This is a genomic window from Nonomuraea sp. NPDC003754 (assembly GCF_053605785.1).
On record NZ_JBSGJX010000014.1, the window covers coordinates 14,199 to 40,783 of the forward strand.

The following is a 26,585-nucleotide window of genomic DNA, read 5'->3' on the forward strand; positions in this document are numbered from 1 at the left end:
TTTCTCCTTCATTTCTCGATCCGCGCTTCTATCCTCCCTTCGTGGAAAAGCTCTTGAGCGCCATGGAATTTCGCATTCTGGGGGCGCTTGATGTCATCAAGGACGATCGCCCCTTACCGGTCAGGTCCGGCAAACAGCAGGCCCTGCTGGCCCTCCTGCTGTGCCAGGCGGGCAGGGTCGTCCACAGCGACGTGCTGATCGAATCGCTGTGGGGTCACGAGGCCGGCGACCACGGCGTCCGGCGCCTCCGGCTCCACCTGCACCGGCTACGGCGCACCCTCGGCGCCGCCGACGCCATCGTCCACCGCGTCCAGGGCTACGCCCTCGACATCCCGCCCGCCGCCCTCGACGCCCGCCGTTTCGAGACCCTGGCCCACCAGGGCAGGCAGGCGCTGGCGGCGGGCCGGGTCACCCAGGCCAGCGAGCTGCTGCACGCCGCGCTGTCGCTGTGGCGCGGGCCCGCCCTGTCGGGCCTCGACGACCTGCCGCCGCTCCACCAGGAGGCGACCAGGCTCAACGAGGAACGCCTCGCCGCGCTGGGCGACTGCATGGACGCCGACCTGCGCCTGCGCCGCCACGCCGACCTCATCGGCAGGCTGTCGGTCCTGGTGGACGAGCACCCGCTGCAGGAGCGCTTCCGCGGGCAGCTCATGCTCGCCCTCTACCGCGCCGGACGCCAGGCCGAAGCGCTGGAGGTCTACCGCGCCGGCAGGCACATCCTCGCCCGCGACCTCGGCCTCGAACCAGGCGCGGAACTGCGCCGGCTCGAGCTCGCCATCCTCACCAGCGACGCCTCGCTGTCGCCGTGCGCGCCGCGGCCGGTCCACGCCCGGCGCCGCCGTACCCGCTGCCCGCACTGCTGATCTGTAGCGGGTGCGGGAATCGAACCCGCCTGGTGCGGCTTATGAAACCGCCGGGCACACCAGCACCCTCACCCGCTCGGACATTTCCGTACGGCTCGCGCACCGACGTCCTGATGTCGCGCGCGAGCCTTTTCCGCACTCGGCGGACGTTCACGGAGAAAGCATCCCGGGATTCACGAATTGTCGGCAACTCCTTTTTCTCGTGGCCGGTGTCCGGGATATCAGGTGGCGCCCCCTTCGCCCGTTGTGGCACGGTGTGGGAGTGCTCCCCCGTACCCTCGACGCGGCCATCGCCGCGGAACAGGCCGGCCAGCCCCTTCGCCACCTGTACTTCTGGGGCCACCGGCCGGCCCGCGACGGCGGCATCGGCACCGGCTGCCTCAGCCAGTGGTGGCCCGTCACCTTCACCGAGGACAGCCACACGTTCGCCTCCGCAGAGCACTACATGATGGCGCACAAGGCATGGCTGTTCGGCGACGACGCCGCCGCGGCGGCCGTCCTGTCCGCGGACCACCCGGGCGAGGCCAAGAAGCTCGGCCGGACCGTCAGGGGTTTCGACGAGGAGACGTGGAAGGCGCACCGGTTCGACATCGTCGTGCGCGGCTCGATCGCCAAGTTCGGCGGGGACGCCGCACTGAAGGAGTTCCTGCTCGGCACCTCCGGACGCGTGCTGGTCGAGGCCAGCCCGTACGACAGGATCTGGGGCATCGGGCTGACCGCCGACGACCCCAGAGCCGCCACCCCCTCGACCTGGCAGGGGCTGAACCTGCTCGGGTTCGCCCTCATGACCGCCCGGGACACGCTGGCATGACCGCCCGGGACCATCAGGGCGCTTACACGACCGCTCACGACCACCACGACGCCCGTACGACAACTCACGACCACCACGGCGCCCGCACGACGGCTCACGACCACCACGGCGCCCGTACGACAGCTCACGACACCAGGGCGCCCGCATGGACCAGAATTCTTGCCCGCCCGGGAGACGCTCCCATGACAGCCGCGGCCCGTGGCCGCTCGGAGGCTCTCACATGACGGCCGGGAGTCATGACCGCCCGGAAGGCGTTCCCGTGACCGTCAGGCGGGCGTCCGCGGTGGACGCCGGTCGGATCGCCGACGTCTTCCTGGCCGCCCGAGCCGGGATGGCCTACCTGCCGCGGCTGCACACCGACGAGGAGACTCGCCGGTGGATCACCGCCGTGGTCCTCCCCTCGCACGAGGTGTGGGTGGCCTGCGACGACGGCGGACGCGTCGTCGGATTCGCCGCACTGCGCGAGGAGTGGCTCGAACACCTCTACATCGCGCCCTCCGCCCAGAACGCAGGGGTCGGCAGCGTACTGCTCACGCGGGCCAAACAGGTCAGGCCCGCGCTCGACCTGCACGTCTTCCAGGCGAACGGCGGTGCGATCCGCTTCTACGAGCGCCACGGGTTCAGCCTGGTCGCGACGGGCGACGACAACGAGGAAGGCCTTCCCGACGCCCACTACCGGTGGACGGCCTGAGGCACCCCCCTTGGCAGGAGCTCCGCCCGTACTCCGCCAGCGACACACCCGACCGCATAGGTGCGAGATTGACCGTGAACCGATGGGTTCAGTCCACTCTTGGGAAAGCTCCTCCCCATGCGCCAGGCTCGCAAACCGCCGCCCCGACCTTCCGAGAAACCCGGCTGAGCGGTGTCTCATCTCCAGACCAATTCCTGTTGGCTCTGGTCTGCGCCAAAGATGACCACCTCTGCCTGGCGTCGAGCTCCCCATACGTCCGGCCAATGGGCGCACTGGCTGGTGCGACATCGCGTCCCGCGATGGACGATCATCCATCGCCGGGCCGACCGTTTCCGCTAGGGAACCTCAATCGCTCGAAAGCCGTTGACCGAGGCCAGTCCCCCATCTTTGATAGGCCCATGAACTTCCCACGGTTTCCCCGCCGAGAGAGGTCAGACTGCCAGCCCAGCCGATTCCGGCGCACTCCAGCCTTGCTCCGAAGGTTCGTCTATCGCGAGAACCCGTTCCATGACTTCCATGAGACATCTAATCGAAAACCACTCGAAGCCACTCAACATCCCCGAAATAGGAGAAAGGGGCCGAAGCAGGCTTCTGCGGAGGGCCTCCAATCGCATCAAGGGCAGCCACTGAGTCGCCATTCTTAACAGATCCACTCCCACAGCGCATTGCATCGCTTTCTAAGGGGACTCTTGAGAATGACAGCAAACCTCTACCAGACTGCACTCCACTCTGCTGACTCCTTGAGCGGCTCCTACAACAAGAACGTCCGTGTCGACACTGCCTCAGGGCCGGTGATTGTCCGGATTCCTATGCAGAACACTGACGCCATGGACTTGCGGATCTGGCGCGAGGACGAAGTCATGGCCGCCATTGCTCCGTACGTCACGCAGGTGCCTCGGCTGCTGCATGTGTCGCCGTCTCCCGTTTTCCAGGTGCACGAATTTATCGGCGGACACGTTCTTGAGGACGTCGCCCCCTGCGGACAGCGCACCCCGGTCCATGTCTGTCGCGACGTCACAGTCCTGTTCAGACAGCTCGCCGACGTACCGTTGGAATATCTGCCGGCCTTACCTGCGGACTGGCCTGCAACTGTTTCGGCATTCGCCAACGTGCTTACGGCGTCCGTCCAGGGCGTCTACGACACCTTTGTGGGCGAGTTCGGATCGGTGTTCGCTGACTTGTCCTTCCCCGCCGACCCGTTGGCTGCGATACGCGCCCGCTGGCCCTTGCTCACGGAGCGCCGCTTTGGCCTGGTGCACGCCGATGTCCATCGCAAAAACATGATCGTTACTGCAGGGCGCACGTTCTTCCTCGATTGGGAGCTCGCTCTCTGGGGCGACCCGGTGTACGACCTCGCCGTCCATTTTCACAAGATGGCCTATCATGTCGACGAGCGCGAGGCCGTGCAGCTCCAGTGGCTGACCACCATGCCTGGCGAGGCAACGCAAGGATGGCAGGCCGATCTCCCTGCATACCTCGCTCAGGAGCAGGTCAAGACCGCGATCGTGCACACAGTGCGCTACACCAAACTCATCCGCGAGGGGGTTGGCAACACCGAGGAACTAATCGACAAGCTCCTGGGGGAGCTCATCGAGGCGCACGCCATCTGGGAGACCCGGCCACCGACGAGGAAGGTTATCGAAGTGGCCACGCGCCGCCCCGACTACTGACCAAGATCGGTGTGTGGATGAACCCGGTTGAAGCCATGCTGGAAAGCTCGGCCACCAGGTACAACATATCCAGGTCTGGTGGCTCCGCTTGCCCGGCCTGGCTCGACGCGCTCGCCGCCTCGGGTGCTCGATAGCTGTCATCCGAAGGGGCTTTGAGCCGTCTAAACGGACCGGTGACCTTCAGACCCAGATCGCGCAGGCTACGCCATCGCTGAAGGTTTGCGGTGGGTCGGGCATGGAGCGGGCGTGGCCGGCGGCGACGCGCCGCGCGGTCCAGGCGGCGGCCGCCGCGTCGAGGATGTCGTCGACGCCCGCCATCGCGCCCGCCGTACCGAGTAGCCGGGGAACGGCGATGCCGGCGCCCTCCAGGAGCGCGTACCGGCGTTCCGCGCCCGCCCAGGTCGTCTTGCGGACCTGTAGCGGAGCCCCCGCGAGCTCGGCGAAGCAGACCTCGGGATGGACCTCGACGACCCTGAGGCTCGTCTCGCGTACCCACCGGTCGGCCTGCAGCAGCTTCTCCTTGAGCGCGTACGCCTGCCGGGAGATGCCTTCACCCGCCAGTTCCTGGTTGACCAGCGCTGCCGCGCCGTAGTCGGCGTTTTCCAGCGCGGCCCGCGTCGGCGTCATGAACACCGACGCCCAGCGCGGGCCCAGCGCCCGCCGCGCCAGGACATCGGCCTCGCGCCGGCCTCGATCGGGCAGGCCGATCGGCATGTCGACGGCGACGACGTCGAGCTCGCCGTCCTTCGCCGCCAGGGAGACGAGTTCGCCGAGCTCCGTCGCGAAGTAGGCGGCCACGGCTCCGGCGCCGACGGCGATGCCGACCCAGCCCCGCCTGCACCCGTCGACCCCGAGCACCCGCTTGTCATCGTCCATGACGTCATGCTCCTTCCCTACGAGCGGGTGGAACACGAGCACAGGGAACGCCGAGAACGCGGTGTCGCGCCGGCAGGGGGCTGGCACGCGTGGCGATCAGGTCACCAGGTCCGTGCGGAGTTGTGCGATCACCGCCGTGGCCTGGGAGAAGGCGCCCGACTCCGCCCACAGCTCCCGCCACTCCGAGTCCTCCGCAACCACCCGGTCCAGCGCCGCCACGGCCAGCGCCACGAGCTCGTCGTCGATCGCCACGCTGCCGCCCTCGACCAGGAAGTCCGGCGCGTAGGGCGAGGTGATCGGTGTTCCCGACCGCTGGGAGGCGACGATCGCGGCGGCCGCGATCGCCTCTCCTGCCTCGTCGCTGTCCAGGTAGTCGTCCTGACCGGCTACGGCGGCCAGCGTCTTCCGGATCAGCAGCGGGCGCTGCTCAGCGACCGCGTCCTGGAGGCCACCGCACCAGTCGGCGGCCGTGTCGTTGTCGAACGGACCGATGTCCCACGTTCCCATGCCGAGATTTCTACGGCACAGCACCGACAGATTTCCCCGGGGAGCGCGCGGCGATAACCGGCCGGGATCGGCCCCTCACCCACGAAGTCTCATCCACGAAGCCCCACCCGAAGCCGTACCGGGCGGGAGGGGTACGGCCCCTCTGGTGACGCAGAGCGGGACGTTCCGCCTCCGGTGACGTAGGGCGCACGGAGACGCGGGCCGCTCCGCGGCTGGTGGCGCATGCCGCGCGGCTGAGACCGTCCTGCTGTCTCCGCCGGGCGCATGGCGACCGGTTGGCGACCCCCGCCGGTCTGCCGGCTCCTGCGGTCGCCGCCACCGGCGCCGCCCACGCCGGTCCGATGATCACCGTGCCACGATCCGCCTGAAACCGCCCGAAAGACGATCGTGAGGGTCGAGCCGTCCACCAGCGACTTCACCCGGACGGCACACAAAAAAATCCCAGGCCAAACCATGTTTGACCTGGGATTCGCGCGGTGCGCCGCCAGGGACTCGAACCCCGGACCCGCTGATTAAGAGTCAGCTGCTCTAACCAACTGAGCTAGCGGCGCTTGCGACAGGTGTAACTGTAGCAGCCGCCGACCACCACTCGCACATCACGCGATCGCCGCCGCCAGCCTCCCGTACGCCTCCATCATCAGCTTCCAGAACCGGTCGACGTCCAGTTCCACCGCCACCGAAGCGTTCGGCACCTTCCCGTCGAGCTGGAAGTCCGTGACCGTCATCCCGGACGTGTACGTCCCGACAGTCTCGACGTTCACCACCGCCGGGACCACCTTCAGCAGGCTCGGGTCGATGACGTGCGCCACGGCGACCGCGTCGTGGATGGCCGGTCCGCCGTCGGCCTCGACCACGCCGTAGAACTGGGAGATCGGCACGACCAGGTCGGCCAGCCGGCCCAGGGACCGCATCTGGTCCAGGATCGACTCGGTGACCACGGCGGTCAGGGTGACGTCGAGGCCGACCATGGTGACGTTCCATCCCGCGCCGAACACGATCGCCGCGGCCTCGGGATCGGCCTTGATGTTGAACTCGGCGGCGGGCGTGTGGTTGCCGCGGGTGTAGGAGCCTCCCATGATCACGAAGTCGCGCACCCACTCGACGATCCGCGGCTCCCGCCGTACGGCGAGGGCGATGTTGGTGAGGGGGCCGACGGCGACGAGGGTGATCTCGCCGGGCGCCGAGCGGAGGGTCTCGATGATGAAGTCGACGGCGTGCCCGTCGGCGATCCCGTTGACCGGCGCGGGGAGGGTCACGCCGCCCAGGCCGGTGGCGCCGTGGACGGATTCGGCGCGTACTCCCACTCCGAGCAGAGCTTGGGCGCTGCCGGGCGTGACGGGGACGTCGTCGATCCGGTAGAACTCGCGCAGCGCGAGCGCGTTGGCGGTGGTCAGGTCGAGGTTGACGTTCCCTCCGACGGTGGTGATGCCGACGAGGTCGATCTCGGGGGAGCCGGCGGCCAGCGCGAGGGCCAGGGCGTCGTCGATGCCGGGGTCACAGTCAAGGAGGAGCTTTTTCACGACAAGACAGTACACATGAATCGGGACCGGGTGGTTTCCCCCAAAACCACCCGGCCCCGATCTACCGCGGTCCAGGCCGACACCTTCCCCCAAAGTGCCGGCGGTCCCGCTCAGCAGACGACGGTCCCCCTCCGCGTCCGCATCGGCAAAAGCTCTGCAAGTCAGTCGCAGCACCCTTGACCTGCTTCAACGTTACAGAGACGAATGCAACGGACGCGTCATACCAGGGTCGATTATCGCCCTAATCAGGCTAGGGGAGCTCCAAGCGGACCTCCGTACCCTCCCGGAGGGAACGGCTCACCGTGCAGTGCTTCTCCTCCACCCGTTCGGCCACCGCCCTGAACACCTGGTCGGCCTCGTCGGAGGGAACCTCCACATCGTAGGTCACCGTCAGCGGCCCGAGCAGGTTCGACTCGATCTTCTCCGCCTCGACCGTCATCGCCAGGCGCAGCAGGCGGTGCCCACGCTTGGCCGTGAGCGGCTCCACGGTCACGATGTTGCACCCGCCGACGGCCGCCAGGAGCAGTTCGACGGGGGTGAAGACGCCGTCCTGGTCGCCGCCGCCGATCTCGACTCGCGCGCCCCGGGCGTTGGTCGCCACGAAGCCGTCATCTGTCCGCTCAACACGCACGTTTGCCATGCCGGCAAACCTACCGGGAGTATCCGGACATCGCGCGCAACGGGCGTTCCGGACGGCCCTCGCGTACGGCGTTCCGGACGGCCCTCGCGTACGGCGTTCCGGACGACCCTGGCGTACGGCGTTCCGGACGGCCCTCACGTACGGCAGGGCGCCAGGGAAGATCCCCCTTTACCGCAGGGCGTGCGGGAAGATCCCGGCGTTCGCAAGATCGGCTGCCGGGACCCCGGCGGCACCGCGGCACGCCAGGGTGCCGCCCGGGGACCCCCGCGGGGCGCCGCGGCACGCCCTGGTGCCGCACGCGAGCGCCAGGGTCACGCCATGGCAGGCAGGACGAGGCGTACCAGCGTTCCCCCGTCCGGCGCCGGTACCGCCGACACCGTCCCTCCGTGGCTGTCCACGACCTGCCGGACGATCGCCAGCCCCAACCCCGATCCCGGCTTGGCCCGCGCCTCGTCGGCCCGGTAGAACCGGTCGAAGACGAACGGCAGGTCCGCGACGGGAATCCCCGGCCCGTGGTCCCTGACCTCCAGCACGCCTTCCCGCAGCGTCACCTCCACCGTGTCGTCGGGCGCGCCGTACTTGGCCGCGTTGTCCAGCAGGTTGCCGACCGCCCGGGCGAGCCGGTCGGGCACCCCGCGCACCACGGTCGGCTCGACCGCCACCGTGAACGTGGTCACGGCCCAGTGCAGCCCGGCTCGGGCCACCTCGTGCGTGACGATCTCGTCCAGCCTCACGTCTTCCACCAGTGCCGCCGGCTCCTCGTCCCTGGCCAGCTCGACCAGGTCGGACACCAGCCCGCTCAGCTCCTCGAGCCCGTAGACCACGGCCCTCCCGACCTCGTCGCGCTCGGCGGCCGGCACGTCGCCGCGTACCAGCAGCTCCGCGTTGGTGCGCACGGCGGTCAGCGGGGAGCGCAGCTCGTGCGAGGCGTCGGCGACGAGCTGCTTCTGGGCTTTGGCGGAGCGTTCGAGCGCGTCGAGCATCGTGTTGAAGCTGGCCGCCAGTTTCCCGATCTCGTCGTCCCGCGTCACGTCGATGCGCAGCCCGAGGTCTCGGGTGCGGGCGATCTCGCCGGCCGTGGCGGTGAGTGTCGACAGAGGGCGCAGCGACGCGCGGGCCGCGAGCCAGCCGAAGACGGCCGCGATGACCAGCCCGCCCGCCGCCACCGCGAGGAACGGCCAGCCGAACTCGGCCTGCCATCGCCCGATCTGCCCCATGACGCTCTCGGCCCTGCGGCAGGTGACGTAGTAGGCGGCGCCGAGCACGAGCAGGACCGACAGCGCCGCCGCGATGCCCGCCGCGAGCGCGAGCCTGAGATGCAGCCTCATGTCTCCCTCAACACGTAGCCGAGTCCGTGAACCGTCTGGATCAGCCGCGGCTCCCCGTCGTGCTCGGTCTTGCGCCGCAGGTAGCGGATGTAGACCTCGAGCGAGTTGGAGCCGGGCGTGAAGTCGTATCCCCAGATCCGCTCCAGGATGACCTCCCTGGTGAGGACCTGGCCGGCGTTGCGCATGAGCAGTTCGAGCAGCGCCGCCTCGGTGCCGGTGAGGTCGAAGATCCGGCCGCCGCGCCGGGCCTGGCGGCTCTCGGTGTTGAGGGCGAGTCCGGCGAACTCCAGCGCTCCGCCCGAGGAGGAGGTACGGCGCAGCAGCGCGCGAACCCTGGCGAACAGCTCTTCGAGGGCGAACGGCTTGACCACGTAGTCGTCGGCCCCGGCGTCCAGTCCCTCCACCCTGTCGCCCACGCCGGACAGCGCCGTCAGCATGAGGACGGGTGTCCTGTCGCCTTCGGCGCGCAGGCGGCGGCAGACCTCGAGGCCGTCCATGCCGGGCATCATGACGTCGAGCACGATCAGGTCGGGCCGGTCGACGGCCGCCACGGCCAGCGCGGTCGGCCCGTCTGGGGCGCTGCTCACCTGGTAGCCCTGGACGCGCAGCGCCCTGGTGACGGCGTCGCGCACCGAGGGTTCGTCGTCCACCACCAGAACTTCGGATTTACCCATGTTTTATTCAGGCAACTCTCATGTAAGTCCCAGACCGTCGTTTCTATGACTACCAGTACGGTGCTCTTCTGGTCTGGCGCGATAGTGGGACACTTCGGAGCGGTTCACCCCGCATGGAGCTTCCCGTGGCTGCCGACCGCCCATGTCGGCGCCGCCGTCCTGGTGGGGCTCGGCCTGGTGGCGGCGCGCTGGAACCGTCGGGATCGGCCGCATCCGAGCCTCAGGTGGGCGGCCTACCTGTCGGGCGCGCTGCTCGCCTACCAGCTGGCCGCTCCCGCGACCGTGACGGGGCCGAGCCGCGTGGCCGCCTTCCTCCTGTACGGCGCGGCGCTGGCCGTGCTGCTGTGGGAGCGCAGGCCCGCCCCCAGCGGGTCGACGCTGCTGATCGCCGAAGGGGTCGGCGCGGCGGCGATCGCCGCGAGGGTCAAGGATCCGGCCAGCACGCTGGTTCTCTACCGGGCCCGCGACCCCCGCGAGGCCGAGCAGGCGCGGGAGTTGCGCGAGCTGGGCGTGCCGGTGGTGCTCGTGGAGGGGACCGAGCACGATCCCCGGGCGAAGGAGGCGGTCAGCGCCTCGGGCCTGCGCCGCCTGGTGCCGGACATCTCCCAGCGCACGGTCCAGGTGTACGGCCCGCGGGCCTTCGTCCGCTATGTCAGGGGCGCGCTGACCAAGCTCAGGTAAAGGGCTTAGCCGAGCGTTATCCGTGCCGTGGGACGGTGGCTGTATGACCTTTCCTGGCGCCACCCGAGTCCAGATGGTGATGAACCTGCCGGTGTGCGTGGACATCCGCACGGCGCTGCCCGAACGCGAGCTGACGCCCCTGATGGACGACGCGTTCGCGTGGCTGCGCTGGGTGGAGGACACCTTCCATCCCGACGTGGACGGCAGCCAGATCGCCCGGCTGAACAGCGGGCGGACCATCGCGCAGATCCCCGAGGTGGTCGAGGTCCTGCACCGGTGCGAGGAGCTGAGGGAGGCGACCGGCGGCTGGTTCGACAGCCGCCGCGACGGGCGGCTGGACCCGATGGTCTACGTGCGGGGCTGGGCGGTGGAGCGGCTGTCCCGCGCCCTGGCCGGCGCGGGCGCGGTGGACCACCGGGTGACCGCGGGCAGCGGGACGCGGGTGCGCGGCTCGTCCTCGCCGGGACGCTCCTGGCGCGTGGGCGTGCGCGACCCCTACGACGGGGTCACCACCAGGGTGCTGTTCGCCCACGACGCGGCCGTGGCCACCGCGGGCGGCGAGGAGTACAGCGGGCCGGGAAGGTCGTGGGTGTGCGTGGTCGGCCCCGACCTGGCGGCCGCCGGGGCGTACGCCGGTGCCATGCACGCCATGGGGACGGCGCGGGCCAGGCGGTTCGCGGGGGAGCTCGCCGCGGCCCAGCCGTACCAGACCATGGTGGTCGGGGCGGATGGGCGCGCGACGACGACGCCCGGTTTCACCGGCCACGGCATGGAGACCAGTCTGGCCGGCTGACCGGGCTAGGCGTCGGGATGCTTCGACAGGTATTCGACGTAGAGCGGTTTCAGCGCCTCTCCCAGCTCACCCTGCCCTGAGGCCATGGCATCACTGAGCAGGGCGGACAGGTGGCTCAGGTCGTTGACGACCTCCCCATGGTGACCGGTGGCCGCCTCCGCGGCGGGGATCGCCTTGAGCAGGTCCCAGATGAACGCGAAGTCGCCGTGGCGTACGGCATAGCGGACCGCCCGCTCGTGCAGTTCGCTCGCCGTCAGCGTCTCGAGTTCTTCCGTGTCCATGTCACTCCCTCCACAGGAGGGGCCTTCCCCGCGATGTCACCTCGATAACGCTTCCCGAAGACTCCGTGGAGCGATCGACGGGCGCGTGGTGTCCGTGTCCGCCCGGACGCGGCGCCGGAGATCCTTTTCGGCCCGCCGGTGGGACCGGCCGTGCCGCGCCTGCTTGTGCCTCTATCGCATCGCCGATCAGAAAGTGCGAGGATCCTGTGGCGTGAAGCTCATCATCAAAGTTCTCGTCGTGGCCGCGTCCCTCTGGGTCGCCACGCAGCTCGTGAGCGGGGTGGCGATCACGACACCACCCGGCACGGCCCAGTACTGGGGCACGCTGCTGGTGGTGGCGCTGATCTTCGGCCTGATCAACGCCGTGATCAAGCCGATCATCGAGACCATCGGCTGTGCCTTCTACGTGGTGACGCTGGGGCTGTTCGCCCTTGTCGTCAATGCCGGTCTGATGCTTCTGACGAGCTGGATCTCCGACCAGCTCGACGTCCCCTTCCATGTCTCCGGATTCTGGCCCGCGTTCTGGGCCGCGATCGTGGTCTCCATCGTGAGCTGGGTGCTCAGCCTGATCCTGCCTGACTGATGGAGCTCGACGGCAGCGGTCTCACCTGCGCGCGGGTGGCCGCCGGCGGCCCGGTCTCGATCGCGTCACTCGATCGGGCCCGGGCCGCCTGGCGTACGGCCCAGTCGCTGACCGGGCCCGTGTACGGCCGGAGCACGGGGGTCGGTGCCAACAAGGAGATCTCGGTGGAGGAGGGCGGGCTCGCCCTGCTGCGCAGCCATGCCGGCGGGGCCGGGCCGCTCGTGCCGGCCGAGCGGGCCAGGGCGATGCTCGTCGTCCGGCTGAACCAGCTGCTGGCGGGCGGTTCCGGTGTGGATCCGGCGCTGCTGCCGGTCCTCGCCGAGGCGATCAACACCGGCCACACCCCTCCGGTGCGCACGTACGGCGCGATCGGCACCGGCGACCTGACCGCGCTGGCGACCACCGCGCTGTGCCTGCTCGGCGAGCGGGAATGGCGGGGACCCGGACCGGGGCCGCGTTTCGCGCTCTCGCCGGTGGACGCGCTGCCGTTCATCAGCTCGGGGGCGGCCACGCTGGCGGACGCGGCGCTCGCGCTGCACGAGGTGCGGCTGCTGCTGGAGGCGGCGGTCGGGGTGGCGGCGCGCACGTTCGCCGCGGTGGACGCCTCGGTGGAGCCGCTGGCGCCGGCCGTCCACGCGGCCAGGCCGCAGCCGCGGCAGGCGGAGGTGGCCGACCGGCTGCGCGGGCTGCTCGCCGCGCGTGAGGCGGCCAGGATCCAGGATCCGTACGGCTTTCGCGCCTTCGCCCAGGTGCACGGGGCGGCGCTCGACGCGCTGGCGCGGGCGGAACGGGCGGTCGAGGTCGACCTCAACGCGGCCACCGAGAACCCCCTGGTCGGCGCCGGGCGCGCCTGGCACAACGGCAACTTCCACTCCGCGCCGATCGCCCTGGCTCTCGACGCGATGCGCGCGGCGCTGGTGCCCGCCGCGCAGCTGGCGACCGCCAGGCTGGCCACGCTCATGGAGCCCGCCTATACCGGGCTGCTTCCCTTCCTGTCCGGGCGGCTGGGCGAGTCGGGCGCGATGATCCTGGAGTACGTCGCCCAGGACGCCCTCGCCGAGCTGCGCCTGCTGTCGGCGCCGGTGACGTCCGGCACGGCGGTGATCTCGCGGGGCGCCGAGGACCACGCCGGTTTCGCCACGCAGGCGGCGCGCGCCGCGCTGCGCTGCGTGGAGCCGCTGGAGATCGTGCTGGCCTGCGAGCTGGTCGCCGCGGAGCGCGCGCTGGCGCAGCGCGCCGCGCCCGGCGAACCTGACCGGCCGCTCGACACCGACCTCGAGGCGGCCAGGGCGGAGCTCCGCCTGATCAGCCCGTGATCCGGCGCACCGAACCGCGTTCGCGCAGCGTGGGCTGCTGGACGACCCTGCGGCGGCGGACCGCGCCGTCGGCCGCCGCCGCCACCAGCCGGACGGCGGCGCGGACGATGCCGTCGAGGTCCCAGTCGACGGTGGTCAGGCCGGGGGTGAGCAGGCCCGACATGGGATGGTCGTCGTAGCCCATCACCGACACCTCGCCGGGCACCGCGATGCCCCGCTCGGCCGCGGCGGCGTAGACGCCGTAGGCGATGGAGTCGGAGAAGCAGAACACGGCCGTGTGACGCCCGCCGGCCAGCACCTGGTGGGCCACCTCGGTGGCGCCGGCGAGCCCGTGGGGCGCGGTGGCCACCTCGATGTCGAGGCCGAGCCGGTCGGCCTCGGCGCTGACGTGGACGTCGGCGGGCCGGTCGGGGGTGCGCGCGCCCGTGGGGGTGAGCACGGCGATGCTGCGGTGGCCGAGCTGCTTCAGGTGTTCGAGGGCGAGGGTGACGCCGTGCCGGTTGTCGAAGACCACCTCGCCCGCCGTGCCGGGCAGCCCGTCGCCGATGGCGATGACCGGCACCGACTCGCACAGGTCCGCCCAGAACGGCGCGGCGGGGTCGACGGGCTGCACGATGAGGCCGTCGACGCGCTGGTCGCGCAGCTGCTGGGCGAGCACCCGCTCGCGGCCCGGGTCGCCGACCGCGTCGAGGATCAGCGCGTAGCGGTCCTTCTCCCTGAGGCCCCTGCTGATGCCGACCGCGAGCGACTGCTGCCACAGGTCCTCGAGCGAGCCGCAGAGCAGGCCGATCATGCCGGTGCGGCCGCTGGCCAGCGCTCGGGCGATGGGGTCGGCCTCGTAGCCGAGCTCGGCCGCCACCGCGCGGACGCGTTCCATGGTCTCCTCGGAGACCTGGAGGCCGCGCAGCGCGTAGGAGACGGCGGCAGGTGACAGGCCGGTCGCCTGCGCGACCTCTTTGATGGTCGCTCGCTTTCTGGCCATTCGCCAAGCCTACTCAGCATTGACAGGAACGGGGGTGAAGCGGTTCACTGAATCGCATCACTGAATCGCTTCACAAGCAGGACCCAGGGTTTACCTGTATTCTCAGTAGGAAATAGAGGGAGGTGTGGCCGTGAGCATTGACGTGCACCAGCATCTGTGGACCCCGTCGTTCGTCGACGCGCTCCGCGCCCGCGCCACGCCTCCGTACCTCGACGGGTGGACGCTGATCCTCGACGGCGAGCCGCCCTACGAGGTGAACCCGGCCGACCACGCCGCGCGCGACACCGCGGGGCTCGAGCTCGCGCTCGTGTCCCTGTCCAGCCCGCTCGGCATCGAGTCGCTGCCGCCCGAGGAGGCATGGCCGCTCATCGACGCCTACCACGAGGGCGCGCTGGAGCTGCCGGAGCCGTTCGGCGCGTGGGCGGCGACCTGCCACAGCGAGATCGACCCCGACCGGCTGGCCGCCGACCTCGACCGCGGCTTCCACGGGCTGCAGATCCCGGCGACCGCCGCGCCCGACGACCGCCTGCTCGAGGTGCTGACCGCGCGCGACCTGCCGCTGTTCGTCCACCCGGGACCGGCGGCCGCCGAGCAGGACCGGCCCGGCTGGTGGCCCGCGCTGGTGCCGTACGTGCAGCAGATGCACGCCGCCTGGCACCACTTCCGCTCCGTGGTGCGCCCGCGGCACCCGCGCCTGCGCGTCTGCTTCGCGCTGCTGGCCGGGCTCGCGCCGCTGCACTCCGAGCGGCTCATCGCCAGGGGCGGCGGCCGCGGCCGGGTCGACCCCGACCTGTTCGTGGAGACCTCGTCGTACGGCCCGCGCGCGATCGACGCGATCATCCGCGAGCTCGGCATCGACGTGGTGGTGAACGGTTCGGACGCGCCGTACGCCACCGCCTTCCAGGACGGCCCCGGCATCGGCCTGGCGGCCGCGCACGCCATCAGGGTCACCAACCCGCGTCGCCTGCTGTGCGGAGACGCGTCGTCGGCCCCTTCGCCGCCTCCGGCCAGGAGAGCGGCAGCAGCCACGTTCTCACGAATGGGACGAGAGGAGTAAACGCCCGTGAGCACCAACCTTCCCGCCCGCACGCTCGATCGGCGGGAACTGCGCGATCTGGTCGACGACCTGGCCGCGAACCCTGCCCAGTGGCAGGACCAGGTGGCGTTCCCGGCCGACGGCGGCCGGCACTACGCCTCGCTCTACCGCGACGCCTATGTCGATGTGTGGCTGCTCTGCTGGCGTCCCGAGGATGACACGGGCTGGCACGACCACGACATCTCCTCCGGAGCGGTGCACGTGGTGCGGGGCGGGCTCCTGGAGTGCAACCCGCGCATCGGCGGCGAGCACCTGGAGACCGTCGTCGCCGAGGGGCAGTCGTTCCACTTCGGGCCCGACCACATCCACCGGCTGACGGGGGCGGTGGACCGGAGCGTGTCCATCCACGCCTACTCCCCGCCGCTGTGGCGGCTCGGGCAGTACTCCATCGACGACACGGGCCTGATGCGCAGGGTCTCGGTGAGCTACGCGGACGAGCTGCGCCCCATCGACGAGACCCCGGCGAGCGGCGTCATGGAGGAGGTGGCCTGAGCTCAGGCCGCGCACGCCTCCCGCAGCACGCAGCACGTCGCGCACGGCTCGGCCTCCGGGAGCGTGACCCACAGGCAGCAGGTCCTGCGCCGGTAGCCGTCGGCGGTCTGTTCGAGCAGGCCGTCGACGGGCCGCCCGATCGCGCGCAGCAGGCCCATGTAGTCACCCTGGACCACCGCGGTCATCGGGTGCGCGAACGCCTCGGCCGTGGAGCCCCACAGCGTGCGCCTGCCCACCCTGGCCTGGACGCTGATCGCGTCGACCAGCGGCTCGTGCGCCTGCAGGAGCGCGGCCCCGATCGCCGCGGCGCTGCCGACGACCGACACCGAGGTGGCCGCGATCGTCACGCCCGCGTCGGAGGGCTTGAAGTAGGTGTCCTCGAACCGCATGACGGGCACCTGCCGGTTCAGCGCCCAGCCGACCGCCATCGGGAAGGTCAGCCAGTAGCCGAGCGCCTTCCACAGCAACGCCGCGCCCACGTGCCTGGGCGCGCCGTAGCGGCCCGCGGTCTGCTCGACCAGCCCGCCCAGCAGGGTGTACGGCGCCCGCGTCAGCTCGCTGAGCGGCGTCCACGAGGCGTCGGGGTCGATGACGAGACCCGGCTCGACGCCCAGCACACCACCACGCTCGGCGGCGACGCGCTCGAGCACCCCGGTCAACTCCGCGAGCGGCACGGCAAGGCCCTTCCTCGTAAAGGTAAGCCTTACCTAAGATAGCAGAGGCCGTCCCGCGCGGATCCCGACGGCCAGCTGGATCAGGCACGCGACGAGGCCCGCCAGCAACGGCAGGGTCCACCCTCCCGACGCCTGCCGGAGGAACCCGATCACCAGGGGGCCGAGCGCGGCCAGCACGTAGCCCACCGACTGGGCCACGGCCGACAGCGCGGTCACCGACGACGGGTCGGGCGCGCGCAGCGTGATGATGAGCAGCGCCAGCGCCAGCGAGGCGCCCTGACCGACACCGAGCACGATCATCCACAGCCACGGCACGGTGGTGGGCGCCAGCAGCACGCCGGCGTAACCGGCCGCGGTCAGCAGCGCGGCGGCGGCCACGTGCGGGGCCTGCGACGCCCGGCGCTCGGCGTGCACGGGGACGGCGAGCGTGGCGGCGACCTGGGAGAGGTTCGAGACGGCCAGCAGGAAGCCCGCCTGCTCGGCGGGGACGCCCGCCTCCTGGAAGATCGTGGGCAGCCAGGCGAGCATCGCGTAGAAGGTCAGCGACTGCAGGCCCATGAACACCGTCAGCTTCCAGGTGAGCGGGCTGCGCATCAGCGCCATGAACGGCCGCGGGCCGTTGGCGGGCGCCGCCCGCCCGCCGAGGGCCTGGGGCAGCCAGAGCGCCGCGGCGGCCAGGGCCGGCAGCGCGACCAGGGCGGAGACGCCGCGCCAGCCGTACCCGGTGAGGTGCTGGAGCGGGATCATCAGCGCGGAGGCCGCCGCGGCGCCGGCCACCAGGGCCGAGACGTAGACGGAGGTGAGCAGGCCGGCCTTCGCCGGGAAGTGCTGCTTGACCACGCCCGGCATGACCACGTTCATGATCGCGATGGCGGTGCCGGCGATCGCGGCGCCCGTGTAGAGGGCGGGCGCGCCGTCCAGGCTGCGCAGCAGCACGCCCGCGGCCAGGACGAGCAGGGCGACGAGCAGCGTGCGGTCCAGGCCGATCCGGCGGGCGAGCAGCGGGGCGACCGGACCGAACAGGCCCAGGCAGACCACCATGACGGTGGTGATCGCACCCCCGCCCGCGGGAGTGAGGCCCACATCGGTCATGATCTGGTCGAGGAGGGGGGAGACGCCTGCGATGGCGGGCCGCATGTTGAGCGCGGCCAGCACCAGCCCGGCGACGACGAGGGCGGATCTCAACGACATAGCGGGCCCCACTCTGTCATGCCGTCGCGGCCTGCCGGACGCGGGGCGGCTGACAACGTTGTCAAGCAGGCGTGCGTGGGAAAGGATCCCTGTGTGAGACCGACGATGAAGGATGTCGCGGCGGAGGCGGGGGTCGCGCTCAAGACCGTCTCCAGGGTCGTCAACAACGAGCCGGGCGTGAACACCGCCACCGCCGAGCGGGTACGCGCCGCGATCGAGCGGCTCGGCTACAGCCGCAACGAGAGCGCCAGGGTGCTGCGCCAGGGCAGGACGTCGAGCATCGGCCTGGTCATCGAGGACGTCGCCGACCCCTTCTACTCCGGGTTGACCCGGGCGGTCGAGGAGGTGGCGATCAAGCACGGCTCCCTGGTGCTCAGCGGCTCCTCCGGCGAGGACCCGGCCCGGGAGAAGGAGCTCGTGCTCACCTTCTGCGCCCGCCGGGTCGACGGCCTCATCGTCGTGCCCGCCGGGAACGACCACTCCTACCTGCGGGCCGAGCTCGACGCGGGCACGCCCGCCGTCTTCGTCGACCGGCCCGCCGGCCCTGGCCCGGAGGTCGACACGGTGCTGTGCGACAACGCGGGCGGGGCGCGGCTGGCCGTACGGCACCTGCTCGCGCACGGGCACCGGAGGGTGGCCTTCCTGGGCGACAGTCCGACGATCTTCACGGCGGACGAGCGGCAGCGCGGTTACCGGGAGGCGCTCGGCGACCTGATGGACGAGCGGCTGGTCTCGATGGCCCACCCCTCTCCCGAGAGGGTGCGGGCGGTGCTCGACCGGTGGCTCGGGATGGACGACCCGCCGACCGCCCTGTTCACGGGCAACGGCCGGTGCACGGTCACGGCGCTGCGGGCGCTGGAGGGGCGGCGGATCGCGCTGGTGGGGTTCGACGACTTCGAGCTGGCGGACCTGCTGGATCCCGCGGTGACCGTGGTGGCGCAGGACCCGGCGGGGCTGGGGAGGATGGCGGCCGAGCTGCTGTTCAGGAGGATCGCGGGGAACGGGGGGCCGGCCGAGCGGGTCATCCAGCCGGTCCGGCTGATCGCGCGGGGATCGGGCGAGATCGGGCCGGGCGGGAGCTGACGGTGGAGGCCGGTGGGCGCCTTCTTCGTCAACGGTGGACGTGGGTGGATGCGGTCCGGGGTTCGGCAGGGCGGCGAAGGGTGCGGGACAGGGCGAGGGCGGCGAGGATACCGGCCGCGCCCGAGGCGGCCATCGCGGCCCCTGGTCCTGCCACCTCGGCCAGCCCGCCGACCATCGCCGCCCCCAGTGCCTGGCCGGTCATCAGCCCGGCCGACTGCAGGCCGTACGCCTGGCCCCTGACCTGCTCCGGCACCGCCTCCAGGAAGTGCCGCTGCAGCCCCAGCTGGTAGGCCAGGCAGCCCGCCGACAGGGCCGCGAGCAGCGCGGTGACCGGCAGCCCCGGCTCCGCCACGAAGGCCAGCCACGGCACCCCCATCGCCGCCGCCAGCGGAAGCGACAGCCGCTCGCGCGTCGCGGGCGCGGCGAAGCGGCCCACGGCGAACTCCCCCACCGCCATTCCCGCCGCCGCCACCGCGAGGGCCAGCCCGGCCCCCGTCGCCGACCCCGCCGCGGTCAGGTACGGCACGACCATGGCCTCGGCGCCCGCCAGGCACATCGGCGGCACCCACATCGCCAGCAGCAGCCCCCGCACGCCACGCGACCCCAGCAGGGTCCGGTTGACCCGCAGCGTCGTGCGCACCGTGCCGCGCCCGGAGCCGCCCCGCGCCGGCGCGGCGGGCAGGCCGTACCTGAGGACGAGCGCCGCCACCGCCGAGATGGCCGCGGTGATCGCCAGCGCACCCTCCGGCCCCGCCACGGCGAGGATCCCGCCGCCCAGCGACAGCCCGCCGATCTGCGCGCCCGCGCTGGTCATCCCCAGCAGCGACCGGCCCAGGACGAAGGCGTCGCCGGGCAGCACGTCCGGCAGCATGGCGTTGCGCGCCGCGCCGAAGACGGGCTGGACCAGCCCGGTGACCAGGATCAGCGCCAGCATCGCCCACACCGGCAGTCCGGCGTAGGCCAGCAGCAGGCACACCACGAGCCTGACCAGTTCGCCCGCCACCATGAGGCCGCGGGCCGGGAGCCTGTCGGCCAGCGACAGCAGGAACATGCCGCCCACGAGGTAGGGCAGCCAGCCCGCCATGTAGGCGGCCGCCGACAGCCCGGGCGAGCCGGTCCGTTCGAACACCAGCACCGACAGGGCCAGCATCTTGACCCCGTCGCCGACGATCAGCAGCGCGAAGCTGCCGAACAACACCCTGAACTCCCTGACCCTGAACACGTCACGGAATGTCGCCTGCTCCATGCGCTCACCCTGGGCACCGGCACGACAAATGACGATTTATTCGGGAATATCCGAAAGGTGATCAGGATCGAGGTCAGCCCGCAGGACATCGCCGCCAGCCGCTTCGCCATCTCGCCGCTCGTGGAAACCCTCCACGCCACCTGGGTGCTCGAAGGCAGGGAGAGCGCCGGGGCGCTGCAGGCGTGGGCCGCGCGGTGGCGGGAGCCGTACCGGCGGCTGGGGCAGCCGGGGCTGCCGCTGGTCCAGGCGATCTCCGGCAACCTCGGGCCGGCGAACGTGGACTTCATCGCGCCCCCGCCGACCGGCGTGAGCGTGCCGTTCGACACGGAGCTGGCCGCGCTCAGGGCCACCCCGCTCGCGCGCGCCCACGAGGAGATCGCGCGGATCCCAGTCCCGCGCGCGCTGCGGGCGGCCCTCACCGGCCCCGACGTCGTACGGCTGGTCGCCGACGCCCTCGAAGCGGTGTGGCGGGAGATCATCCTGCCCGAGTGGCCGCGCTTCCAGGCCGTGATGGAGCGCGACGTGGTGTGGCGGGCCGGCAGGCTGGCGACCTTCGGGTGGGCGGCCGCGCTCGACGACCTCAGCGCGCAGATCCGCTGGCGCGACGGCGGGCTCGACTGCGACCTGACCAGCGACTTCGTCAAACGCGACCTCAACGGCAGGGGGCTGCTGTTCCTGCCCTCGGTGTTCGGCTCGCGGGTCGGCGCCTACCTCGACGACGCCTGGCCGTACGCGCTGGTCTATCCCGCGCGCGGCGTGGGCGCGACCCAGGCCGGCGCGGGCCCGCGCCTGGAGAGGCTGACGCGCCTGATGGGCCGCACGCGCGCCCGCGTCCTGGCCGAGCTGGCCACGCCCGCCACCACGACGCACCTGGCCGCCGTCATGGGCCTGGCCCTCGGCACGGTCGGCGAGCACGTCGGGGCCCTGCGCGGGGCCGGCCTCGTCACCGGCGCCCGCGCGGGCCGCGGCGTGGTCTACGCGCGCACCCCCTTGGGCGACGCGCTGGTCTCCGGCGAGCTCACCCCTTGAGCGCGCCCGCCATCAACCCCCTCATGAAGAACCGCCCGAGCAGCAGGTAGATCAGCATCGTCGGGATCGAGGCGAGCAGCGCCGCGGCCATCTGCTGGCTGTACGGCGTGGCCTGCGCCCCGGCGATGTTGTTCAGCATCACGGTGGTCGGCCAGCTCGTCGGCCCGGTGAGGAAGACGGCGAACAGGAAGTCGTTCCACAGCGAGGTGAACTGCCAGATGATCACCACGGCGACGGCGGGTCCCGACACGGGCAGCACCACCGACCAGTAGGTCCGCAGCATGCCGGCGCCGTCCACCCGGGACGCCTCGACCAGCTCGTCGGGGATCGTCACGTAGTAGTTGCGGAAGATCAGCGTGCAGATCGGGATGCCGTAGACGACGTGCGCGAGCACCAGGCCGGGGATCCCGCCGTAGATGTCGAGGTTCACCATGAGCTGCACCAGCGGGATCATGACCCCCTGGTAGGGGATGAACATCCCGAACAGGAACAGCGTGAACAGCACGTCCGCGCCGGGGAAGCGCCATTTCGACAGCACGTAGCCGTTCATGGAACCCAGCGCGCACGACAGCAGCGATCCCGGCACCGCCAGCAGGACGCTGTTCCAGATGCCCGGCGCCAGCTTCTCCCACGCCACCCGCCAGGCCTCGAACGTCCACACCTGCGGCAGGTTCCACGCCTGCGCGGGATTGGCCTCGGTGAGCGGCTTGAAGCTGGTGACCAGCAGCACGTAAATGGGGATCAGGAAGACGACCGCGAAGGCGATCAGCAACCCACGGCGGACGATCACGAGCGCCTCTCCTTGCGGACCGACCAGATCAGGTAAGGGATCACGAAGATCGCCACGCTGAGCACGATGTAGGAGGCGATGGTCGCGCCCTTGGCCGGGTCGTGGGAGTCGAAGACCGCCACCCACATGAAGACGGCGGGCACGTCGGTGATGATCTGCTTGCCCGACACGGCCATGACCAGGTCGAAGGTCTTCAGCGAGATGTGCCCGAGGATGATCAGCGCCGACAGCGTCACGGGCCGCAGCAGCGGCAGCACGATGTGCCGGTAGACGCCCCACTCGGTGCACCCGTCCACCCGGGCGGCCTCACGCAGCTCCTCGGGGATCCCGCGGAACCCGGCCAGGAAGAGCGCCATGACGTACCCGGCCATCTGCCAGATCGCCGGGACGGCCATGGCGGCCATGCCCCAGTCCTGGTCCCTGAACCAGGCCCACTGGGGCAGCCCGAGCACGTCGAATAACCGGTTCAGCCCGACCGCCCGCTCGCCCTCGGCCGAGTTCATCAGCCACCGCCAGACGATGCCGGTCGCCACGAACGAGATCGCCATGGGGAACAGGTAGATCGCCCTGAACGTGCCCTCGCCCCTGATCCCCTTCTCCATCAGGAAGGCGAGGAACCAGCCGAGCAGCAGCGCCCCGCCGACGAACACGACGGTGAACAGGATCGCGTGGCTGACCGACAGGTGCCAGCGGGGCAGGTCCCAGATGTCGATGAAGTTGCGCAGGCCGACGAACGAGCCCTCCGACACCTCGTCGTGCTTGTCGGTCATGGCCAGACTGAAGTTCCAGCCGAGCATGCCGTACACGAACACGCCGATCAGGATGATCGAGGGGGCCACCAGCAGCAGGCCCGGCAACCAGGCGCGGGCCCGCCGCAGGGCGGGCCCGCCTTTTCTAGCCATCACGATGCCTCACGAGGCCTCATCACCAGGGCCTCACTGGGCGTTGGCGGCGGCGGCGTCGACGAGGCCCTTCTGCAGCGCGGCCACGTCCTTGCTGCCGATGAACAGGCCGACCGCCTCGTTGACGGCGGCGAGCCACGGCTGGTTGACGGCCACGCCGTGCTGGATGGATCCGGCCAGCTTGTCGGCCGACCAGTCCTTCAGCGCGTCACCGAGGTAGTCGGTGTAGAGGGAGGCGTCGGCGTCCTTGCGGGCCGGGATGGAGCCCTTCTTCGGGTTGAAGGCGTCCTGGCCCTCCTTGCTCGCCGCCACCTTGAGCCAGGCGATCGCGCCGTCCCTGTTCTTGGCGCCCTTGGGGAGGGTGAAGCTGTCCGACAGCCACAGGTAGGTGCCCCCGGTGCCGGGCGCGGGCGCCCAGTCGAAGTCGGTCTTCGACTTCTTGCCGAGACCGCCGTCCGGCGGGTTGTGGAAGTAGCCGTAGGCCCAGTCGCCCATGATGTTGAAGGCGGCCTTGCCCTCCGCCACCTGCGCGGCGGCCGGCTGCCAGTCGTCCTGCGGGTCACCCGCGTACGACAGGATCGTCTTGAAGTTCTCCAGCGCCTTGGTGACCTCGGGGGAGCCCCAGTCGGCGCCCGGCTTGAACAGCGCGTTGTAGCCGTCGGTGCCGAGGGAGCCGAGCAGCACGCTCTCCATCAGGTGGGTGACGGTCCACTCCGAGCCGATCGACAGCGGGATCTTGCCCTTGGCCTTGACCTTCTCCAGCGCGGCGACGAACTCCTCGATCGTCTTGGGCGCGCCCGCGACCCCGGCCTCCTTGAGGACGCTCGGATTGAACCAGAGGATGTTCGAGCGGTGGATGTTGACGGGCACCGAGTAGATCTTGCCCTGGTAGCTGATCTGCTCGACCAGCTGTGCGGGGAAGACGTCCTTGAGCTTCAGCTCGTCGTAGAGGAAGGTCAGGTCCTCCAGGTCGCCCGCCTTGATGTAGCCCTGCAGTTCGGCGCCCGCGTGCCCCTGGAAGGTGTCAGGCGGGGTGTCCGCCTGGAGTTTGGACTGCAGCAGCGCCTTGGCCTTGTCGCCCGAGCCACCCGCGACCGCGGCGTCGAAGAAGGAGAAGCCGGCGTTCTGCTTCTCGAAGATCTCCTTCATGGCTTTCAGGCCGTCGGCCTCGCCGGGGCCGGTCCACCAGGAGAAGACCTCCACCTGCTTCTTCGCGTCGCCGCCCGCGCCGGAGGCCTGGCCCGACGGAGCCGCGGGGCCGCCTCCGCCCCCGCAGGCCGTCAGCCCGAGCACGGCCGCCATGGTGATCGTCGCTAACCACCGTCGTCTCATCGCACACCGCTCCTTTGCCACGGTCGGGTGACAACGTTGTCAGTAGGGCAATCAACCCACTTCGCACTCCGCGACGTCAAGGCATGTGCGGGTAACAGCTCGGCATAGTCGGGGAGCGCTCTCTCGGGCCGCGCCCGGTCCATGCGGAACGCCGGGCGCTCAGGGAGGCTGTGCGGGCTCGAGCCCTGCGCGACTCGAGCCCGCTGCCGCGCCCGCCGGACCACGACCTCCACCCCTCCGAGGAGGCCGGACCCTCACGCGAACGCGACGTCCCGACGGATCGACCGGCGGCTCTCCCGCGTGTGGGTACACCCGGGAGCACCGGGCCGAGGCGTGTGCCGCCGGTCGATCACAGGGCAACGCTAGGCCGCGCGCGCCGCCGGCACATGCGCCGAGATGGCCATTCGGGCATGTATCCGGTGTGGGTCAACAATGTGTAGAGAATGTGCTCCGGCATGGTCAGGCACCGGCCCCCTGTGTACGCCCCCGGGCACCCGCGGCGCACCAGAACGGTCTGGCGGGAAAGCCGTAGGAAATTGTCGGTGCCACCGTTCACACTCCAGGTATGGCGGACGAGCCCCTCGAACTAGGCGAGATCTCCTTCTCCGACTGGCACGCCCACACCGACAAGATGGCCGAGGTCGGGTTCCTGACCATCGCCAGGCGGCTGCCCGCCCTCGTGGGGCAGGCGATGCGGATGGCATGGCGGGCCAGCCCCCGTGACACCGCGGCCACCGTCGGCTTCAACCTCGCGGGCGGCATCTTCACCGCCTTCGGGCTGCTGGCCACCACCGGCGTCCTCGAAGCACTGTTCAGCGAGGGGCCCACGCCCGAGCGGGTGTGGGCGGCGCTGCCGAGCCTCGCGGTGGTGGCGGGCGCCGCCGCGCTGCGCACGCTGACGCAGGCGGCCGCGGGCTGGGCGCAGTCCCGGCTCGACCCGCAGGTCTCCCGGCTCACCGAGGAGCGGCTGTACGGCCTGACCAGCCGGGTGCCGCTGGTGGCCTACGACGATCCCGACTTCCACGACGCGATGGAACGTGCCAGGGTGCGCGGCGTCGCCATGGCCGACGTGGTGGTGATGACGGCGATCGACGTGATGACCGCCGCCATCGGCATCGCCGCCGCGGCCGGCGTGCTGGGCATCCTGCACCCGGTTCTGCTGCCGCTCCTGGTCCTGGCCGTGCTGCCGGACGCGTGGGCGGCGGTGCGTTCGGCCAGGATGCGCTACTCGTACATGTACTCGCTGATCCCCGCCCGCAGGCGCAAGTGGATCATCGCCGAGCTGCTCGCCGACCGCTCCCCCGCCGCCGAGGTCCGCTCCTTCACCATGCGCGGCTTCCTGCTGCGGATGTACGACGCGGTGGCCAGGGCCGAGCAGGAGGTGCTGCTGCGGCTGGCCCGGCGGCAGACGATGGCCAGGCTGGTCGGCGAGGCGCTGGGCGGCCTCGGCACCGGCCTGGTCTACGTCGCGCTGGGCGTGCTGCTGGCCGTCGGGGCGCTGCCGCTGGCCGTGGCCGGCACCGCCGTCCTGGCGATCAGGCAGGGCCAGATGTCGCTGAGCAACCTCATGTACGCCACCAACCGCCTCTACGAGGAGGGCCTGTACTTCACCGACTTCCTCGACTTCTGCGCCGACGCCGAGCGGCGGATCGCCGACCCGAGGCCCACGCCCGCGCCCAGATCGTTCGACGAGATCAGGGCCGAGGACATCACCTTCACCTATCCGGGCTCCGACAGCCCGGCGCTGCGCGGGGTGTCCATCAGGGTCGGCAAGGGCGAGGTCATCGCGTTCGTCGGCGAGAACGGCTCGGGCAAGACCACGCTCGCCAAGATCCTGTCGGGCCTCTACGAGCCGGACGGGGGCACCGTCAGCTGGGACGGGCTCGACGTGCGGGAGGTGCCGCCCGAGGAGCTGCGCCTGGCCACCGCCGTCATCGCGCAGGACCACACCAGGTGGCCGCTGACGGCCCGCTACAACATCACGATGGGCACCGACAAGGGCGAGCCCGCGCTGGTCGCCGCGGCGGAGGTGGCCGGCGCCGACGAGGTCGTGGCCGAGCTGCCCCACGGCTACAGCACGCTGCTCGACCGGCGGTTCAAGGACGGCCAGGAGCTGTCGGGAGGGCAGTGGCAGCGCATCGCGGTGGCGCGCGGCTTCCACCGCGACGCGCCGCTGCTGATCTGCGACGAGCCCACCGCCGCGCTCGACGCCAGGGCCGAGCACGCGCTGTTCGAGCGCATCCGCCGGCACTCCGACGGGCGCACCGTGCTGCTGATCACGCACCGGCTGGCGAGCGTGCGCTACGCCGACCGGATCTACGTGCTCGACCACGGCAAGGTGGTGGAGGAGGGCACGCACGAGCAGCTGATGGCCGAGGACGGCCTCTACGCCGACCTCTACAACCTCCAGGCGCAGGCCTACCGCTGACCGACCGGGCCGCCCGTGCGGGTCGGGGCCGGGGCGGAGTACCGCAGGGGCGTGCGTGCCGGGGTCGCCGGGGCCAGGTATCGCCGGGGGCGTCGTGCCGGGCGGG

The 26,585-nt window shown here is 71.1% G+C and carries 27 protein-coding genes and 2 tRNA genes; 13 read left to right on the top strand and 16 right to left on the bottom strand.

Annotation, left to right across the window (positions count from 1 at the left end):
* Window positions 1-41 precede the first annotated feature (41 nt).
* Window positions 42-863: an AfsR/SARP family transcriptional regulator gene (locus ACWEVS_RS18935; protein ID WP_354913813.1), complete on the top strand. Its 822-nt coding sequence runs from the start codon at window positions 42-44 to the stop codon at window positions 861-863.
* A gap of 4 nt (window positions 864-867) precedes the next feature.
* Here the strand turns inward: ACWEVS_RS18935 and ACWEVS_RS18940 are convergent.
* Window positions 868-940: transfer RNA gene (locus ACWEVS_RS18940), tRNA-Met, on the bottom strand.
* Between the two features lie 185 nt (window positions 941-1,125).
* On the opposite strand from ACWEVS_RS18940, the gene ACWEVS_RS18945 reads away from it, so the two are divergent.
* The 3 genes from ACWEVS_RS18945 to ACWEVS_RS18955 all read left to right on the top strand — a co-directional run bounded on the left by ACWEVS_RS18945 (window position 1,126) and on the right by ACWEVS_RS18955 (window position 4,035).
* Entirely contained in the window at window positions 1,126-1,674 is a 549-nt protein-coding gene (locus ACWEVS_RS18945; RefSeq protein WP_452552577.1) for an NADAR family protein, read from the top strand.
* 259 nt (window positions 1,675-1,933) lie between these two features.
* Window positions 1,934-2,365, top strand: coding sequence for an N-acetyltransferase family protein (locus ACWEVS_RS18950; protein WP_452552579.1), 432 nt, complete (start codon window positions 1,934-1,936; stop codon window positions 2,363-2,365).
* Window positions 2,366-3,105: 740 nt separating this feature from the next.
* Window positions 3,106-4,035 (top strand): aminoglycoside phosphotransferase family protein, encoded by a 930-nt coding sequence (locus ACWEVS_RS18955; protein WP_452552581.1) that lies wholly within the window; start codon window positions 3,106-3,108, stop codon window positions 4,033-4,035.
* A 180-nt stretch (window positions 4,036-4,215) separates the two neighbouring features.
* Here the strand turns inward: ACWEVS_RS18955 and ACWEVS_RS18960 are convergent, their stop codons facing one another.
* The 7 genes from ACWEVS_RS18960 to ACWEVS_RS18990 form a co-directional block, all read right to left on the bottom strand.
* Window positions 4,216-4,911, bottom strand: a complete 696-nt coding sequence (locus ACWEVS_RS18960) for a DUF429 domain-containing protein (protein WP_452552583.1) — start codon at window positions 4,909-4,911, stop codon at window positions 4,216-4,218.
* A 96-nt stretch (window positions 4,912-5,007) separates the two neighbouring features.
* Window positions 5,008-5,418 (bottom strand): DUF4259 domain-containing protein, encoded by a 411-nt coding sequence (locus tag ACWEVS_RS18965; protein ID WP_354913827.1) that lies wholly within the window; start codon window positions 5,416-5,418, stop codon window positions 5,008-5,010.
* Window positions 5,419-5,895: 477 nt separating this feature from the next.
* Window positions 5,896-5,969 (bottom strand) — tRNA-Lys (locus ACWEVS_RS18970).
* Window positions 5,970-6,014: 45 nt separating this feature from the next.
* Window positions 6,015-6,938 carry a nucleoside hydrolase gene (locus ACWEVS_RS18975; protein WP_452552585.1) on the bottom strand — a complete coding sequence of 308 codons (924 nt, stop codon included), beginning with the start codon at window positions 6,936-6,938 and terminating at the stop codon, window positions 6,015-6,017.
* 250 nt (window positions 6,939-7,188) lie between these two features.
* Window positions 7,189-7,578, bottom strand: a complete 390-nt coding sequence (locus tag ACWEVS_RS18980; RefSeq protein WP_354921898.1) for an OsmC family protein — start codon at window positions 7,576-7,578, stop codon at window positions 7,189-7,191.
* Window positions 7,579-7,889: 311 nt separating this feature from the next.
* A complete protein-coding gene (locus ACWEVS_RS18985) occupies window positions 7,890-8,906 on the bottom strand; it encodes a sensor histidine kinase (RefSeq protein WP_354921901.1) in 1,017 nt (338 codons plus the stop codon).
* Window positions 8,903-9,580: a response regulator transcription factor gene (locus ACWEVS_RS18990; RefSeq protein ID WP_354921904.1), complete on the bottom strand. Its 678-nt coding sequence runs from the start codon at window positions 9,578-9,580 to the stop codon at window positions 8,903-8,905. Before ACWEVS_RS18990 ends, ACWEVS_RS18985 begins: the two co-directional genes overlap by 4 nt.
* Before the next feature lie 45 nt (window positions 9,581-9,625).
* Here ACWEVS_RS18990 and ACWEVS_RS18995 point away from each other — a divergent pair, with 45 nt between their 5' ends.
* Together ACWEVS_RS18995 and ACWEVS_RS19000 are read left to right on the top strand one after the other, a co-directional pair.
* Complete coding sequence (locus tag ACWEVS_RS18995; protein ID WP_452552587.1) at window positions 9,626-10,261, top strand: hypothetical protein; 636 nt, start codon at window positions 9,626-9,628, stop codon at window positions 10,259-10,261.
* 43 nt (window positions 10,262-10,304) lie between these two features.
* Window positions 10,305-11,054 carry an FAD:protein FMN transferase gene (locus ACWEVS_RS19000; protein ID WP_452552589.1) on the top strand — a complete coding sequence of 250 codons (750 nt, stop codon included), beginning with the start codon at window positions 10,305-10,307 and terminating at the stop codon, window positions 11,052-11,054.
* A 5-nt stretch (window positions 11,055-11,059) separates the two neighbouring features.
* On the opposite strand, the gene ACWEVS_RS19005 is transcribed toward ACWEVS_RS19000, so the two are convergent.
* A complete protein-coding gene (locus ACWEVS_RS19005; protein ID WP_354921913.1) occupies window positions 11,060-11,335 on the bottom strand; it encodes a hypothetical protein in 276 nt (91 codons plus the stop codon).
* A gap of 211 nt (window positions 11,336-11,546) precedes the next feature.
* Between ACWEVS_RS19005 and ACWEVS_RS19010 the strand changes: the two genes are divergently transcribed.
* Both ACWEVS_RS19010 and ACWEVS_RS19015 read left to right on the top strand, forming a co-directional pair.
* Window positions 11,547-11,918: a phage holin family protein gene (locus tag ACWEVS_RS19010; protein ID WP_354921916.1), complete on the top strand. Its 372-nt coding sequence runs from the start codon at window positions 11,547-11,549 to the stop codon at window positions 11,916-11,918.
* Window positions 11,918-13,234, top strand: coding sequence for an aromatic amino acid lyase (locus ACWEVS_RS19015; RefSeq protein WP_449929381.1), 1,317 nt, complete (start codon window positions 11,918-11,920; stop codon window positions 13,232-13,234). The genes ACWEVS_RS19010 and ACWEVS_RS19015 overlap by 1 nt, the downstream gene beginning before the upstream one ends.
* Here the strand turns inward: ACWEVS_RS19015 and ACWEVS_RS19020 are convergent.
* On the bottom strand, window positions 13,224-14,216 hold the full coding sequence (locus ACWEVS_RS19020) for a LacI family DNA-binding transcriptional regulator (RefSeq protein ID WP_452552590.1): 993 nt from the start codon (window positions 14,214-14,216) through the stop codon (window positions 13,224-13,226). The genes ACWEVS_RS19015 and ACWEVS_RS19020 overlap by 11 nt on opposite strands.
* 130 nt (window positions 14,217-14,346) lie before the next feature.
* Between ACWEVS_RS19020 and ACWEVS_RS19025 the strand changes: the two genes are divergently transcribed.
* Together ACWEVS_RS19025 and ACWEVS_RS19030 are read left to right on the top strand one after the other, a co-directional pair.
* Window positions 14,347-15,273, top strand: coding sequence for an amidohydrolase family protein (locus ACWEVS_RS19025; RefSeq protein ID WP_452552592.1), 927 nt, complete (start codon window positions 14,347-14,349; stop codon window positions 15,271-15,273).
* A 6-nt stretch (window positions 15,274-15,279) separates the two neighbouring features.
* Window positions 15,280-15,804 carry a cysteine dioxygenase gene (locus tag ACWEVS_RS19030; protein WP_449929375.1) on the top strand — a complete coding sequence of 175 codons (525 nt, stop codon included), beginning with the start codon at window positions 15,280-15,282 and terminating at the stop codon, window positions 15,802-15,804.
* 2 nt (window positions 15,805-15,806) lie between these two features.
* Here ACWEVS_RS19030 and ACWEVS_RS19035 read toward each other — a convergent pair whose 3' ends face one another.
* Both ACWEVS_RS19035 and ACWEVS_RS19040 read right to left on the bottom strand, forming a co-directional pair.
* On the bottom strand, window positions 15,807-16,478 hold the full coding sequence (locus ACWEVS_RS19035) for a hypothetical protein (protein WP_452412503.1): 672 nt from the start codon (window positions 16,476-16,478) through the stop codon (window positions 15,807-15,809).
* A 33-nt stretch (window positions 16,479-16,511) separates the two neighbouring features.
* Entirely contained in the window at window positions 16,512-17,669 is a 1,158-nt protein-coding gene (locus ACWEVS_RS19040; protein WP_452412501.1) for an MFS transporter, read from the bottom strand.
* A 93-nt stretch (window positions 17,670-17,762) separates the two neighbouring features.
* On the opposite strand from ACWEVS_RS19040, the gene ACWEVS_RS19045 reads away from it, so the two are divergent.
* The gene (locus ACWEVS_RS19045) at window positions 17,763-18,752 is read left to right on the top strand and encodes a LacI family DNA-binding transcriptional regulator (protein ID WP_452552594.1); all 990 of its coding nucleotides are present in this window, start codon (window positions 17,763-17,765) and stop codon (window positions 18,750-18,752) included.
* A gap of 28 nt (window positions 18,753-18,780) precedes the next feature.
* Here the strand turns inward: ACWEVS_RS19045 and ACWEVS_RS19050 are convergent, their stop codons facing one another.
* The gene (locus tag ACWEVS_RS19050; RefSeq protein WP_449929368.1) at window positions 18,781-19,998 is read right to left on the bottom strand and encodes an MFS transporter; all 1,218 of its coding nucleotides are present in this window, start codon (window positions 19,996-19,998) and stop codon (window positions 18,781-18,783) included.
* Between the two features lie 57 nt (window positions 19,999-20,055).
* Here ACWEVS_RS19050 and ACWEVS_RS19055 point away from each other — a divergent pair, with 57 nt between their 5' ends.
* A complete protein-coding gene (locus ACWEVS_RS19055) occupies window positions 20,056-21,027 on the top strand; it encodes a winged helix-turn-helix domain-containing protein (protein WP_354921938.1) in 972 nt (323 codons plus the stop codon).
* Here ACWEVS_RS19055 and ACWEVS_RS19060 read toward each other — a convergent pair.
* Genes ACWEVS_RS19060 through ACWEVS_RS19070 form a run of 3 tightly spaced genes read right to left on the bottom strand, consistent with a single transcriptional unit; the run spans window position 21,017 to window position 24,051 of the window.
* Window positions 21,017-21,814, bottom strand: coding sequence for a carbohydrate ABC transporter permease (locus ACWEVS_RS19060; protein ID WP_354922019.1), 798 nt, complete (start codon window positions 21,812-21,814; stop codon window positions 21,017-21,019). The genes ACWEVS_RS19055 and ACWEVS_RS19060 overlap by 11 nt on opposite strands.
* Window positions 21,814-22,719 carry a carbohydrate ABC transporter permease gene (locus tag ACWEVS_RS19065; protein ID WP_452412499.1) on the bottom strand — a complete coding sequence of 302 codons (906 nt, stop codon included), beginning with the start codon at window positions 22,717-22,719 and terminating at the stop codon, window positions 21,814-21,816. Before ACWEVS_RS19065 ends, ACWEVS_RS19060 begins: the two co-directional genes overlap by 1 nt.
* A 33-nt stretch (window positions 22,720-22,752) precedes the next feature.
* A complete protein-coding gene (locus tag ACWEVS_RS19070) occupies window positions 22,753-24,051 on the bottom strand; it encodes an extracellular solute-binding protein (protein ID WP_449929364.1) in 1,299 nt (432 codons plus the stop codon).
* Window positions 24,052-24,616: 565 nt separating this feature from the next.
* On the opposite strand from ACWEVS_RS19070, the gene ACWEVS_RS19075 reads away from it, so the two are divergent.
* Complete coding sequence (locus ACWEVS_RS19075; RefSeq protein ID WP_354921943.1) at window positions 24,617-26,479, top strand: ABC transporter ATP-binding protein; 1,863 nt, start codon at window positions 24,617-24,619, stop codon at window positions 26,477-26,479.
* Window positions 26,480-26,585: the final 106 nt, after the last annotated feature.